9 protein-coding genes and 2 pseudogenes are annotated in these 13,916 nt (G+C 69.5%); 6 read left to right on the top strand and 5 right to left on the bottom strand.

What is annotated here, in order from left to right; translation table 11 throughout:
- Positions 1-10: 10 nt before the first annotated feature.
- The 3 genes from DJ82_RS00880 to DJ82_RS00870 are packed head-to-tail and all read left to right on the top strand — an operon-like array spanning position 11 to position 4,016.
- Entirely contained in the window at positions 11-994 is a 984-nt protein-coding gene (locus DJ82_RS00880) for an ABC transporter permease (protein WP_094523165.1), read from the top strand.
- Complete coding sequence (locus DJ82_RS00875) at positions 994-1,914, top strand: ABC transporter permease (RefSeq protein WP_094523167.1); 921 nt, start codon at positions 994-996, stop codon at positions 1,912-1,914. Before DJ82_RS00880 ends, DJ82_RS00875 begins: the two co-directional genes overlap by 1 nt.
- Positions 1,911-4,016: an ABC transporter ATP-binding protein gene (locus DJ82_RS00870; RefSeq protein ID WP_094523168.1), complete on the top strand. Its 2,106-nt coding sequence runs from the start codon at positions 1,911-1,913 to the stop codon at positions 4,014-4,016. The genes DJ82_RS00875 and DJ82_RS00870 overlap by 4 nt, the downstream gene beginning before the upstream one ends.
- Here the strand turns inward: DJ82_RS00870 and DJ82_RS00865 are convergent.
- The gene (locus DJ82_RS00865) at positions 4,013-6,214 is read right to left on the bottom strand and encodes an acetate--CoA ligase family protein (protein ID WP_094557257.1); all 2,202 of its coding nucleotides are present in this window, start codon (positions 6,212-6,214) and stop codon (positions 4,013-4,015) included. The two genes, DJ82_RS00870 and DJ82_RS00865, sit on opposite strands and share 4 nt — an antisense overlap.
- Positions 6,215-6,357: 143 nt before the next feature.
- Positions 6,358-6,501 (bottom strand): annotated as a pseudogene (locus tag DJ82_RS14725) (MFS transporter); the annotation flags it as partial.
- A 205-nt stretch (positions 6,502-6,706) separates the two neighbouring features.
- On the opposite strand from DJ82_RS14725, the pseudogene DJ82_RS00860 reads away from it, so the two are divergent.
- Both DJ82_RS00860 and DJ82_RS00855 read left to right on the top strand, forming a co-directional pair.
- Positions 6,707-7,341, top strand: a pseudogene (locus tag DJ82_RS00860) (IS6 family transposase).
- 152 nt (positions 7,342-7,493) lie between these two features.
- A complete protein-coding gene (locus tag DJ82_RS00855) occupies positions 7,494-9,650 on the top strand; it encodes an ABC transporter ATP-binding protein (protein ID WP_094580839.1) in 2,157 nt (718 codons plus the stop codon).
- A gap of 25 nt (positions 9,651-9,675) precedes the next feature.
- Here the strand turns inward: DJ82_RS00855 and DJ82_RS15100 are convergent, their stop codons facing one another.
- Together DJ82_RS15100 and DJ82_RS15095 are read right to left on the bottom strand one after the other, a co-directional pair.
- Positions 9,676-10,113, bottom strand: a complete 438-nt coding sequence (locus tag DJ82_RS15100) for a hypothetical protein (protein ID WP_176451065.1) — start codon at positions 10,111-10,113, stop codon at positions 9,676-9,678.
- On the bottom strand, positions 10,110-10,979 hold the full coding sequence (locus DJ82_RS15095; protein ID WP_094580838.1) for a hypothetical protein: 870 nt from the start codon (positions 10,977-10,979) through the stop codon (positions 10,110-10,112). Before DJ82_RS15095 ends, DJ82_RS15100 begins: the two co-directional genes overlap by 4 nt.
- Before the next feature lie 250 nt (positions 10,980-11,229).
- On the opposite strand from DJ82_RS15095, the gene DJ82_RS00840 reads away from it, so the two are divergent.
- Positions 11,230-13,161, top strand: a complete 1,932-nt coding sequence (locus DJ82_RS00840; RefSeq protein WP_094580837.1) for an aldehyde ferredoxin oxidoreductase family protein — start codon at positions 11,230-11,232, stop codon at positions 13,159-13,161.
- A gap of 52 nt (positions 13,162-13,213) precedes the next feature.
- Here the strand turns inward: DJ82_RS00840 and DJ82_RS00835 are convergent.
- Positions 13,214-13,916: NAD-dependent epimerase/dehydratase family protein (locus DJ82_RS00835; protein WP_094580836.1), on the bottom strand; the 703-nt coding region annotated here is incomplete at its 5' end.

Here is a 13,916-nt window from a genome sequence, read left to right as displayed (position 1 = left end):
CCAACTATCCATGAGTTTTCGACGATTTTTAATAAAGCGCACCATCATCGCGGCGTTGCTGACCCTGATCGCCGTCAGTATCATCTTCGCCACGCTGCGCCTGCTGCCCGCCGACCCGTTCAGCGCGCTCGTGGCGTCGGGGTCGTTGACGCCGGAGGAGGTCGAACAGATACGGGCGATGTACGGGCTCGACGACCCGATATACGTCCAGTACCTCAGGTACATCCAGAACCTGTTCACGTTCCAGTTCGGGATCTCGCTCACCCAGCAGCGGCCGGTCGGCGAGATCATCATCCCCGCGCTGGTCAACACGCTCGTGCTCCTGCTGCCGGCGCTCGTCACGACCGCGATAGTCAGTTCCCTCGCCGGGATGTACGCCGGCTGGAACCGCGGATCGTGGTTCGAACAGTCGAGCATCGTCGTCACCACGGTGTTCCGCGCCACGCCCATCTTCGTGACCGGCATCTTCCTGCTCATCATCTTCTCGTACGGGTTGGGGTGGCTACCCGCGTTCGGGATGCGGAGTCCGCTGGCCAATCCACAGGGGTACGTCGCGACGTTCGCCTCGGTTGACTTCCTGCGACACTACATCCTCCCGTTCACCGCGACGGTGCTGTTCTACAGCGGCGACTTCCTGATGCTCGCGCGCAACTCGGTCGTCGAGCGGAAGGGGTCGGAGTTCCTCATGCTCCACCGCGCGAAGGGGCTCTCCGAGATGGAGCAGCTGGGCCGCGCGGGCCGGAACTCGCTGCTCCCGCTCGTCACCTACTTCGCGCTTCGGACGGGGATGCTGTTCCAGGGCGTGATCACGCTGGAGGTGGTGTTCGCGTGGCCGGGGATCGGCCGCGCGCTCGTGCAGGCGATCCTCAATCAGGACTATCCGACAGTCCAGGCGGCCGTGTTCATCATGGCGCTCGCGGTCATCGTGATGAACCTCACCGCCGACCTCGCGTACGCGAAACTGGACCCGACCGTCGAAACGGGTGACGTCTGATGTCAGGATACAGCTTCGACACCGACACGGCGAGAGAACGGATCCGCTCCGAGCTCGAGCGAGCGGGACGCACGCTGCGGTTCGTGCTGCAGGACAACGCGGCGAAGGCCGGCTTCGCGGTCATCGTCGCCTTCGGATTCCTCGGCGTCTTCGGCCCGTACCTGGCGCCGTACCACCCGATCGAGGACACGCTGCAACAGGGCGGGTCGATGATGCGGCTCCAGCCGCCCGGCGGGAAGGCCCTGTTCGGGACGACGTCGTTCGGGAAGGACGTGTTGAGCCAGTTCCTCGCCGGCGCGCGGCCGACGCTGATCGTCGGCCTGTTCGGCGGCGTGGGGACGGGCGTCCTGGGCTTCCTCGTCGGCCTCACGAGCGGCTACTTCGGCGGCCGCGTCGACGAGTTCCTGATGCGGCTCACCGACCTCACGTTCGCGCTCCCGTTCCTGCCGATGGCGCTGGTGATCCTCTCGTTCGTGACGCCGAGCGTCTGGCTCATCACCGCCGTGCTCGTCGTCTTCTTATGGAAGATGCCGGCGCGGGTCATCCGCTCGGAGGTGATGACGGTCAAGGAGCGGACGTTCGTCAAGTCGGCCCGCGCCAGGGGCGCCGGCCACGCGCGGACGATGTTCCTCCACGTGGCGCCGAACGTCCTCGGGATCGGGTTCCTCTACACCGCCTACGCCGTCGGCTGGTCGATCGTCGCCGGGGCGTCGCTCGCGTTCCTCGGCTTCGGCGACCCGACGACGACCTCCTGGGGCCGGATGCTCCAGCAGGTGTTCCGGTCGGGCGCGATCCGCACCGCGTGGTGGTGGGTGTTGCCGCCGGCGATCGGCATCGGCGCGGTCACGACGGGCGTCTTCCTGGTCGGGCGGGCGTTCGAGGAGATAGTCAACCCCGACCTACAGACGGAGCAAGAATGAGTCTACTCGAAGTCGACGACGTGAAGATCGCGTATCGGATGCCCGGCGACGACGTCCACGCGGTCAACGGCGTCTCCTTCTCGATCGACGAGGGGGACAACTACGGGCTCGTCGGCGAGTCCGGCTGCGGGAAGTCGACGCTCGCGAAGTCCGTCCTCGGGCTGCTCGACGACAACGGCGAGGTCCGCCGAGGGAGCGTCCGGTTCGACGGGCGGGACCTGCTCGACCTCTCAGAGCGGGAGTGGCAGTCGGTCCGCTGGGAGGACATCGCCTACATCCCGCAGAGCGCGATGGACTCGCTGGACCCGGTGATGACCGTCGGCGCGCAGATCCGACAGGCGATCCGCAAACACCGGGACGTCTCGAAGGCGACGGCGAACGAGCGCGTCGCCGAGGTGTTCGAGATGGTCGGGCTCGACCCCGACCGGACCGGGAACTACCCGCACCAGTTCTCCGGCGGGATGCGCCAGCGCGTCACCATCGCGATGGCGCTCGCGCTGGACCCCGACCTCCTCATCGCCGACGAGCCGACCACCGGGCTGGACGTCATCGTCCAGGACAAGATCGTCGATAAGCTCATCGAGATCCAAGAGGAGATCGGCAGCTCCCTGCTCCTGATCACCCACGATGTCGGCGTCGTCGCCGAGACCTGCGACGAGACGTCGGTGCTGTACGGCGGGAAGGTGATGGAGCAGGGCGACACGGACCGGATCTTCGGGGCGCCGACCAACCCGTACACGATCGGGCTGAAGAACGCCTTCCCGGAGGTCGACCAGTTCGACGAGCAGGCCATCTCCATCCCCGGCTCGCTCCCGGACCTCACCCGCGAGCCGACCGGGTGCGTGTTCCGCAACCGGTGTCCGTTCGCCACCGAGGAGTGCGAGGGGAGTCACCCGGCGCTGGTCGAGGTCGACGGACGGCTCTCCGCCTGCCACTACACCGACCGGGCGGACGAGATGCGGGCGGAGGCCGCCGACCCCGCGACGTGGGGGATCGACGTCCGCGACGAGGGCGACCGGACGGCGGGCGTCGGCAACGCCATCCTCGAGACGCGGGACCTCGAGAAGTGGTTCCGACAGCCACAGGGCATCCTCGACGACCTGCGCGGGGTCGACCCCGACTACGTCAAGGCCGTCAACGGCGTCGACCTCTCCGTCCGCGAGGGCGAGATCGTCGGTGTCGCCGGCGAGTCCGGCTGCGGGAAGTCGACGCTGGCGGAGGTGATCGCCGCGCTTCAGGACCGCACCGGCGGCGAGATCCTGATCGAGGGGACGCCCGTCGACGAGCTCCTCGGCGAGGACACCAAGGAGTTCCGCTCGCGGGTGCAGTTCATCTTCCAAGACCCGTTCGACTCGCTGAATCCCCGCCAGCGGGTTCGCGCCGCGGTGTCTGAGCCCCTGAAGATCCAGGGCCACGACGCCGAGACGATCGACCGCCGCGTCAGGCGGACCGTCGAGGACGTCGGGCTCCGCCCGGCCGAGAAGTACCTCGACCAGCTCCCGACCCAGCTGTCCGGCGGGGAGCGGCAGCGCGTCGCGATCGCGCAGGCGCTCGTCCTCGACCCGACGCTGCTCATCTGCGACGAGCCGGCGTCGATGCTCGACGTCTCGCTGAAGGCCAACATCCTCAACATCCTCAGGGAGAAGGCCGACGAGCGCGACATCGGCATCGTCTACATCTCGCACGACCTCGCGAGCCTCACGCAGATCGCCGACCGGCTGGCCGTGATGTACCTCGGTCGGATCGCCGAGGTCGGGGCCACGGAGGACGTCGTCACGGCGCCGAAACACCCCTACACGGCGTCGCTGCTGGCGGCCTCGCCGAAGACCGATCCCGCCGTCGACAGGCGGCGGGTGCTGTTGCCGGGGGAACCGCCGAACCCGGTCGACCTCCCCGGCGGGTGTAACTTCGCCCCGCGGTGTCCGAAGGCCGAAGAGACGTGTCGCGGCGAGGAGCCGGAGCGGTCGGCGTTCGCGGACGACGGCCACGAGGCCGCCTGCTACTTCCCGGTGGAGGACGTCGAGACCGAGCTGTTGGAGCGCTACGCCGCGGCCCGCGAGGAGGAGGTCGGCGAGGTCGTCGAGGACGGGCCGACGCTCTAGCCCGTCGGTCCCGTCCGGACCAGCGCGTCGACGGCCACGGGGCCGTCGGCCGTGACGACGACCGGGTTGAGGTCGAGCTCGGCGACCGCGTCGACCGCGGCCGCGAGGTCCCCGACGTTCGCGACCAGGTCGACGAACGCGTCGACGTCGAGCGGCTCGCTCCCGCGGCGATCGGTCAGCAGGTCCGCGAGCGCCGTGGCCTCGACGGCGCGGCGCGCGTCGCCCCGGGAGAACGGCGGGACGAGGGTCGCGGTCTCGTCGAGCGCCTCCACGAGGACCCCGCCCGGACCGACGGTGACCACCGATCCGAACACGTCGCCGGACCCGACGCCGAGGATGGCCTCGACGCCGTCCCCCACCATCGGCTGGACGAGCACGCCGGCGACGTCGTCCGCGTCGACGCGCGCCAGCGCGGCGTCCGTCACGTCCGCGTACGCCTCCCGGACCGCCGCGGGCGAGTCGAGCCCGAGCGCGACGGCCCCGGCGTCGGTCCGGTGGGGGAGCGCCGGCGAGTCGACCTTACAGACGACCGGGAAGCCGACGTCGCGGGCGGCCGCGACGGCTTCCTCGACGTCGGTCGCCACCCGCGTCTCGACGACCGGGACGTCGTACGCGTCGAGCAGGGGCTCGGCCTCCCCCCACGTCAACACGCGTCCCCGCGGGAGCTCCGAGTCGGGGGCGCCGGCGCCGCCGTGCGCGTCGACACCGCCGGGCACGTCGAGCGCGCTCGCGAGGGCTTCCCGAGACGGCCGCTCGCTCACCCGAGCGCGGTCGGCGGCGTACTCGACCGTCGAGGCGACCGCGTCCAGACAGCGTCCCGGGTCCTCGTACACCGGCACGGACGCCCGCAGGCGAGCGTACGGCGGCGTCTCCGTCGGATCGTCCGGCGTCTTCCGTCCGGTCCAGAGGACGTACACCGGGTCGTCGGCGTCGTCGACGATCGCCTCGAGGTCCGCGGCGATCGTCTCCGCGCGCCCGTCGACGCCCGACAGCCCGATCGCGAACACGTAGGCGTCGAAGGCGTCGTCGGCCAGCACCGCGTCGGCGATCTCGGGGAGCACCGCCGCGCCGTACCCCCTGATGTCGGCCGGGTTGTTGAAGCCGCCGTACGTCAGGAGCTCCTCGATCCCGAGCAGCGTCGCCTCGGTCTCGCCGTCGACGTCGGGCAGCGACAGGTCGCGTTCGGCCGCCATGTCCGCGAGCAGGCTCGCGAGACCCCCGCTGGTCGAGGCGACGCAGACGCGGTCGCCGTCCGGCGTCCCGTACGCGGCGTGCGCGCTCGCTCGCGAGAGCAGGTCCGGGACGTCCGGGACCCGCTGTACGCCCGTCTGGTCGAAGGCGGCGTCCCAGGCGTCGTCGCTCCCGGTGAGCGATCCCGTGTGCGACAGCGTCGCCGCCTCCGCGAGCTCCGACCGCCCGACCTTCACCGTCAGCACCGGCGTCCCGTTCCGGACGGCGCGTTCGGTGACCCGCATGAACCGCTCCGGCTCGTCGACCCCCTCGACGTAGGCGCACACCACGTCGACGGTCTCCCGCGTCGAGAGGTACGCCACGTAGTCCGTCAGCGTCAGGTCGGCCTCGTTGCCCGTCGAGACGACGTGGCTGAAGTGGCGGTCCCGGTCGGCCGCCCGCTCGAAGAACGTAGTGAACGCCAGCGCGCCGGACTGGCTGACGAGGGCGATGCGCCCCGGCTCGGGGGCGCGCGAACACGTCGACGTGAGCGTCGCCCCGCGGGCGGCCATCACGCCGATGCAGTTCGGTCCGACGACGCGGATCCCGAGGTCGGCGGCGACCTCGGCCAGCCGCGCTTCGAGTTCCGCCCCCTCCTCGTCGGCCTCCGAGAACCCGGCGGAGAGCACGAGCGCGACCGGAACCCCTCGTTCGCCGGCCGCGGCGACGACGTCCACGACGTGCTCTCGCGGGACGCTCACCACCGCCAGATCGACGGTCTCGGGCACCCCGGAGACGCGGTCGTAACACCGGCGGCCCCAGACTTCCTCCCGGTTCGGGTTGACCGGGTAGAGCGCGCCCTCGTACCCGTATTCGAGGAGGTTGTTCACGAGGTTCCCCGAGTAAAACGAGTCGGGGCTGGCGCCCACGACCGCCACCGACTCGGGATCGAAGAGCGGGTCCAGCTCCGGGGCTGTGGGCGTCGCCTCGGCTGTCGACGGCGCGGTCGGAGCGTCGTCTCGTGGCATACGCGCCGGTTCCGCGGGGAGCCGCCTGTACCTGTGCCCGAACGGGCGCAATACACATCGCGTTTTATCACGGAGGCGGCCCGGATCGGCGACGGTCCGCTCGGCCGCGTCCCCTACTCGACCAGCCAGAGGGCGACCGAGATCGCCGTCGAGACGCCGTACACGCCGCCGATCCGCTCGAAGAGCGGCGGGAACGCGAACCGGACGAACTTCCCGAGGAACCACAGCGTCGACGTGAGAACGACCGCGTCGAACCGGCCCAGCCGGCCGAGCGCCGATCGGTCCACGCCTCGTCACCACCCTCGACCGCCGGATCCGACCTTCATCCCGACCGCCCCACGGCCGACCGCCGCACGGCCGGCCGAGAGCCGTCGGTCTCTCTCCCTCGCTCGGACGCGCGAACGTCGCTCGCTCGACGGCCATCGTGGCGGCCGGTTCGACGGTGTTCAGATACGGATTGAAAAGTGAAGCGGTGCGTTTGAAAAGTGATCCATGCCCGAAAACGACCGCCTCAGCGGCCGTTTAGACGAGATCAACTTAGAGTTTGTGGAGCGAGAAGCAACACCGCGGCTGTTGATGAAGCTCAGTATTCAGCTCCACCTTGCTGGACTATCGCTTTCGAATACTGTTTCGTTTCTTGAGATATTCGGTGTTGAAATGGTTCGATCCACCGTTCACAACTGGGTTCACAAGGCCGACTCACAGCCGGAATCTGGTCGAAACCCGAATCACGTTGCAGTTGACGAAACTGTGATTCAGCTTGACGATGAACAATACTGGCTGTACGCTGCTGTCGATCCCGATTCAAACGATTTGCTCCACCCAAAGCTTGAACGGACACGAACAAACGTGATCGCAGATCAGTTCTTCGCGGAGCTTCGCAAAAATTCGATGTAGATAACGCGATCTTTCTCGTTGATGGAGCGGTTCCACTTCACCGATCACGTGAAGAACATGGCCTCGATTTCAGAGACGAACGACATGGAAATCGGAATAGCGTCGAACGTGTCTTTCGTGAGGTAAAACGCAGAACTGACAGATTTTCAAACTGTTTCAGCAACGCTAAAGCAGAAACTGCTGACGAGTGGCTCAGATCGTTCGCTTTCGCATGGAATCAGCTTATCTGAACACGAAGGCCGGTTCGACCCAAGCGTTCATAACGGTACTGAATCCTACTATCATTCGTGATGGTTCTGGGTACGCAGCGGGGGCCGGATCCGGCGCGCGGCGGCGGTCGTCCGAGCGCGCCCGCGGTCGCACTGAACGGGGTGGTGTCCGCGTGACGCTCCTCTCCGTCGACGACCTGACGGTGCGATACGACGCGCGGGACGGACCGCTCCACAGCGTGAACGGCGTGTCGTTCGCCATCGACGACGGGGTCAACTACGCGCTGTCCGGCGAGTCGGCGTCCGGGAAGTCGACCACCGCGAAGGCCATCCTCGGTCTGCTCCCCGACCACGCGGAGATCGAGTCCGGCGAGATCGAATTCGAGGGACGGGATCTGCGGTCGCTGGCGCCGTCGGAGCGGCAGGACCTCCTCTGGGAGGAGATCGCGTTCATCCCCCAGACGGCGATCGACGCCCTCGACCCGGTGATGTCGGTCGGCGCGCAGATCCGGCAGGCGATCCAGACGCATCGGGAGGTCTCCGAGCGGCGGGCTCGGCGTCGCGCGCACGAGCTGTTCGAGACGGTCGGACTCGACCCCGACCGCGTCGGCGACTACCCGCACCAGTTCTCTGACGGGATGCGCCAGCGTGTCGTCATCGCGATGGCGCTCGCGCTGGAGCCGAAGCTCGTCGTCGCGGACGAGCCCACGACCGGCTTGGACGTGATCGTCCAAGACCGGATCATCGACAACATCCTCCAGATCCAAGCGGAGACCGACAGCTCTCTGCTGTTGATCACCCACGACCTGAGCGTCATCGCGGAGACCTGCGACGAGATGTCGGTGCTGTACGGCGGGACGGTGATGGAGCAGGGCCGCGTCGAGAACCTCCTCCTCAACCCGGCGAACCCCTACACGATGGGGCTGAAGAACGCCTTCCCCGCGCTGGACGGCGACGCCGACGGGCTGGTTTCGGTCCCGGGGACACCGCCGCAACTGGACGAGAAGCCGACGGGCTGCGTCTTCGAGCCCCGGTGCCCGTTCGCGACCGAGGAGTGCGCGACGACGACGCCCGACCTCCGGGACCTCCCGTACCGCGACCAGCGCGTCGCGTGTCACAACGCGGAGCGAGCGGCTCAGATGCGCCGAGAGGCCGACTCAGCGACGACGTGGGGCGGTGCCGCGGAGGGGTCGCGTCCCGACGCCGACGACGTCGTCCTCGAAGTCGACGGCTTACGCAAGTGGTACGAGAGCTCGGAGTCCCTCCTCGGCCGGCTCCCCGTCGACGGCGTCTCGCCGACGGTGACCGGGTTCACGAACAGCCTCAGTCGCTGGTACGCGCGCCGCGGCGAACTCCTCCGGGAGGCGTTCGGCGGCGGCTCGCACATCCGCGCCGTCGACGGGGTCTCCCTGTCGGTCTCGCGCGGCGAGATACGGGGCGTCGTCGGCGAGTCCGGCTGCGGGAAGTCCACGCTCGGACAGACGCTCGCGCTGCTCGAGGAGCCAACCGACGGCGGGTTCACCTTCGACGGCCAGTCGCACGAGCACTACCGGGACGGGAACCTCCGGTCGTTCAGACAGAAGCTCCAGATCGTCTTCCAGAACCCCTACGAGTCGCTGAACCCGCGGCTGACGGTCGAGACGCTGGTGAAAGAGCCGCTCACGATCCACGGCTACCGGCTCGACGAGCGCGACGCGGCAGTCCGGGAGACGCTCGAACGGGTCGGGATGGCCCCCGCCGAGCGCTACCTGGACAAGTACCCGAACGAGCTCTCGGGCGGCCAGCGCCAGCGGGTCGCCATCGCCCGGGCGCTCGTCATCGACCCCGAGTTCCTCATCTGCGACGAGCCGGCGTCGATGCTCGACGTCTCGCTCCAGGCGGAGGTGCTCAACCTCCTCCGCTCGCTGGCCAACACCGAGGGGATCGGCGTGCTGTACATCTCGCACGACCTCGCGAGCCTCACGCGGATCGCCGACCGGCTCTCGATCATGTACCTCGGTCGATTCGTGGAGACCGGGCCGACGGAGCGGGTCGTGAGCGACCCGCGACACCCGTACACGGAGGCGTTGCTCGCGGCCGTCCCGGAGACGGACCCGCGCGGGGGCCGCGACCGGGTCACCCTCCGAGGCGAGCCCGCCGATCCGGAGGGGTCGCCGGGGGGGTGTCGGTTCGCACCCCGCTGTCCGAAGGCGACCGAGCGCTGCCGGGAGTCGGAGCCCGAACTCGACGCCTGGACCGACGCCGACCACTCCGCGGCGTGTTTCCACCCGGCCGAGGGGTCGACGGCCGAGGACTCCGCTCGGATCGACGAACCGGCCGAGGTCGACTGAGGACGCTCGGGTCTCGCCGCGCGAGTCACCGGGTCGCTTTGACGAGCAATTTGAGATTGGCGAACGACTCGATCCGCCCGCCCTCGCGGGCGAACTCGAACCGCTCCGCGGCGCCGGGCGGCGCCGCCTCGAACGCGGCGGCGATCCGCTCGCGGCGCTCGGCCGACGCGTCGACGTTCGCGGCCCACTCGCCGAACGCGATGCGCTTGCTCGCGACGCTCGCTGTCTCGACGGTGAACCCGGCGCCCTCGAGCCACTCGATCCAGTCGGCGACGGCGTGTGACCGGACGTGCGTCGGGTCGCGGAGCCGCTCCACGTCGTTGAGGAAGGCGTCGAGGTCGTCGTCCGCGGGGGAGACGTTGTCCTCGAAGGCGAGGGTCACGCCCGGTTCGAGGACGCGCGCGACCTCGTCGACGAACGCGGTCGGCGCCGGGGAGTGGTGGGCCGCGATGCGACAGCTCACCGCGTCGAAGCTCGCGGCGGCTCGGCGCCGTCCACGCGCTCGATCCACGTGTCCGCGGCCGACGCTGGCACCACGTGGTCCCCGAGCAGGGCGTCGCACTCCCGGCAGGCCGACTGAACGGCGACGTGGGGGCGACGGCAGCAGTGGTCGAGTCGCTCGACCGTCGTCTCCGCCCGGGAGTCGCACGCGGGACAGCGCTCGACGCGCAGTCGGAGGCCCGTCAACACGTCGCGCCGGTCGCCGCGGTTGAGGTCCGCCCAGCCGTCGAGCCGGTCGTCGAGCTCGGCGGCGAGCGCCACGTCCACGGCGACCGCCTCCGTCGAGACCCAGCGCTCGATCCCCTCGCCGTCGACCTCGAACGACGTCGGTCCGAGCGCGTCGACCTCGTCCGCACGCAGCGCCGCGCGAACGCCCTCCGCGTCCGGGTTCCCCGAGTCGACCCCGTCGCCGACGGCCGCCCGAAACTCGTCGGTGAGACCGAGGGCGTCGCCGTCCTCGATCAGCACGCCCGCCCGCGACAGCGTCGCCACGACCGCCTCGTCGTCGACCGACTCGAGGACCGGACGGTCGGCCTCCCCCTTACCGAACGCGTCGAGGACCCGGTCGGGGAAGTACCGGCGCGTGATCGCCGGCGTCCCGGGGATCAGGTAGCCGCGCAGCGCGATCGCGGCCAGCGCGACGGCGAACACGACGCCGCCGGCGCCGACCGCGGCGACGCGAGACGCCCCCGCTACGAGACCGCCGGCGCCGACCGCGACGGCGGCGACGACGGCGAGCGCGACGTTCAACGCCGTGCACGGCAGACACCGGTTCCCGCCCGTGTACTCCGGCCGGCGGAGTCGGTCGGCGACGCTCTGACCGCTCATACCCCGAGATACCCGTCAACCGTGATAAACGTAGGGCGTGTGACCGATCGCGACGCGCGCGGCGCGTGCGGTCGGGCACGGCGGTCGGGCACGCCGGCCGAGCACGCCGGGCGGGCGCTCCGGTCGGCCCTCTGTCGTCCTCCCGTCTCCCTTCAGGCGCCCGTCAGACGCGCCGAACCCCTCCCTTATGGGGGGTAGCGATGACAATAATTAACACACAGAAGCGCAAACACATACGTTGGACACTCCCATGACTGAAATGGGCGGCTACAGAGACCGAGTGGCACAGGTCGACCTCGGCGACGGCGACGTCAGCTACGAGGGCATCGACGAGGAGGACGCGGAGAAGTACATCGGCGCGCGCGGGCTCGGAGTGAAGTATCTCTTCGAGGCCGGGCCGGACGTCGACCCGCTGGGGCCGGAGAACCGACTGGCGTTCATGACTGGGCCGCTCACCGGGACCCAGACCGTGATGAGCGGTCGGATCGCGCTCGTGACGAAATCCCCGCTGACGGGGACGGTCACCGACTCGCACCACGGCGGCTGGTCCGGCGCGCGGCTCAAGTGGGCGGGGCTCGACGGGATCCTCCTCGACGGCGAGAGCGACGACCCCGTCTACCTGTTCGTCGAGGACGGCGAGGTCGAGGTACGCGACGCCTCCCACCTCTGGGGGAAGGAGACGGACGACGCGATCGACGCGATCGGCGAGGAGGTCGACGGCGCCGTCGGCAAGAACCTCTCCGTAATGGCGATCGGACCGGGCGGCGAGAACGGCGTCCGCTACGCCTGCGTGATGAACGAGGACGACCGGGCGTCCGGCCGCGGCGGCACCGGCGCCGTCATGGGGGCGAAGAACGTGAAGGCCGTCGTCGTGAAGAGCGGCACCGACATGCCGAAACCCGCCGACCCCGAGACGTTCCAAGAGGGGTATCAGCAGGCGATGGGCGTCATTCAGGAGTCGGAGGTCACCGCGCCCAACGAGGGCGGACTCTCCGTGTACGGGACGAACGTCCTGATGAACGCGACCGAGGAGATGGACGGCCTCCCCACGAAGAACGCGAAGTACACCTCGACCGAGGCGTACAGCGACGCGGAGGGGACCGATCTCGACGCCGAGCGCGTCTCCGGCGAGAACGTCGAGGAGAACATCCTCGTCAACGACCCGACCTGTCACTCCTGCCCGGTCGCCTGCAAGAAGGAGGTCGAGGTCCAGTTCAACCACAAGGGCGAGGACATGAACGTCCACATGGAGTCGTTCGAGTACGAGTCCGCGTTCGCGCTCGGCCCGAACTCGGGACACACCCACCGCGACGAGGTCGCGCTGATGATCCAGCGCTGCAACCAGGTGGGCGTCGACACGATCGAGGTCGGCAACATGATGGCGATGGCGATGGAGATGAGCGAAGAGGGCAAGCTCGACGACGTCGAGACCATCGACTGGGGCGACGCCGAGCGCATGATCGACCTCATCGGTGAGATCGGCCACCGCTCCTCGGACCTCGGCGACCTCCTCGCGGAGGGGGCTGACCGCGTCGCCGACGAGAAGGACGCCCACGACAACTCGCTGGCCGTCAAGGGGCAGTCGATCCCGGCGTACGACCCGCGCTGCATGAAGGGGATGGGGATCGCGTACGCGACCTCCAACCGCGGCGCCTGTCACCTCCGGGCCTACACGCCGGCAGCCGAGATCCTCGGCATTCCGGAGAAGGTCGACCCGTACGAGTGGGAGGGGAAAGGCGAGCTCACCGCCACCTTCCAGGACCTGCACGCGATCTCCGACTCGTTCGACATCTGCAAGTTCAACGCCTTCGCCGAGGGGATCGAGGAGTACGTCCTCCAGTACAGCGGCATGACCGGCCGCGAGGTCACCGAGGACGAGCTGTTCGAGGCGGGCGAGCGGGTGTACAACCTCGAACGCTACTTCAACAACCTCGCCGGCTTCGACGCCGAGGACGACGACCTCCCCGGGCGGTTCGTCGAGGGCCACCCGGACGCCGTCCCCGGACAGGGAGGGAGCGAGGGCGAGCTCTGCGAGCTCGACGAGATGAAGGCGGAGTACTACGAGACCCGCGGCTGGGTCGACGGCGTCGTCCCCGACGAGAAGCTCGAGGAACTCGGCATCGACGTCGGCCCCGGAACCGGCGTCTCCGCCGGCGACTCCGCGGCTCCGGCCGACGACTGAACGCGACCGCGTCGCGGTCGTGCGTCGGCTTTTTTCGGCTACCGCGTCCCTCTCAGCCGAGACCGACAGCGTCGAGGAGCGCGTCCGCGTCGAACCGGAGGGGGTCGGTCGCCGGCGCGCCGAGGCGCTCGGCGAAGTCGGCGACCGCCTCGCGCGCCGCCGGGGGCGTCGCGACGTTCATCGTGTTGAGCGCCCCCGCGAGGACCGCCGTCTCCGCCACCGGCGCGGCGACGCGCTCGTACAGGTCGACGTGTGTCGCGACCGACGGGATGTCGACGTCGTACCCGTGCATGAGTTCGCGGCCGGCCGAGTGGCAGAGGACGAGCCCGTCCGGTCTCGCGCCGTGGAGGAGCCCGCAGATCTGCCCGGACGACCCGGGGTGACAGATGGCCCCTTGCCCCTCGACCACGAGCAGGTCGCGGCGCTCGCCCCGCTCGCGGACCAGCCCGTCGACCACGTCGTGGACCCGCCCGATTGGGAGACGGTCGATCGACGCCCCCCGCCCGTCGAGCAGGGCACCGACGTGGCTCGTCGGCACGAGGGCCGCGTCGACACCGCGCTCCCGGGCCGCGTCCACGAGCTCGAACGCGGTCGAGGAGGTCCCGACGTACCGGTCGGTCCCGACGGTGAGCAGGACCTCCGCGTCGACCCCGGCGTCGCGGCCCGCGTCTCCCGACCGGTCCGGCGGCGGGGCGCCGACGTCGACGACCCGCCCGCCGCCGGCGGCCGTCGCCCGCTCGAACGCGGGGTCGCCG

Source organism: Halorubrum sp. Ib24, assembly GCF_002252745.1.
Lineage (GTDB): Archaea > Halobacteriota > Halobacteria > Halobacteriales > Haloferacaceae > Halorubrum.
This window is presented reverse-complemented; position numbering and strand designations above follow the sequence as displayed.

Excerpts from the sequence above, each read along its gene's own strand:
- DJ82_RS00870 (WP_094523168.1), top strand. The coding sequence starts at position 1,911 with ATGAGTCTACTCGAAGTCGACGACGTGAAGATCGCGTATCGGATGCCC.
- DJ82_RS15095 (WP_094580838.1), bottom strand. The coding sequence starts at position 10,979 with ATGAGCGGTCAGAGCGTCGCCGACCGACTCCGCCGGCCGGAGTACACG.
- DJ82_RS00880 (WP_094523165.1), top strand. The coding sequence starts at position 11 with ATGAGTTTTCGACGATTTTTAATAAAGCGCACCATCATCGCGGCGTTG.
- DJ82_RS00865 (WP_094557257.1), bottom strand. The coding sequence starts at position 6,214 with ATGCCACGAGACGACGCTCCGACCGCGCCGTCGACAGCCGAGGCGACG.
- DJ82_RS00840 (WP_094580837.1), top strand. The coding sequence starts at position 11,230 with ATGACTGAAATGGGCGGCTACAGAGACCGAGTGGCACAGGTCGACCTC.
- DJ82_RS00875 (WP_094523167.1), top strand. The coding sequence starts at position 994 with ATGTCAGGATACAGCTTCGACACCGACACGGCGAGAGAACGGATCCGC.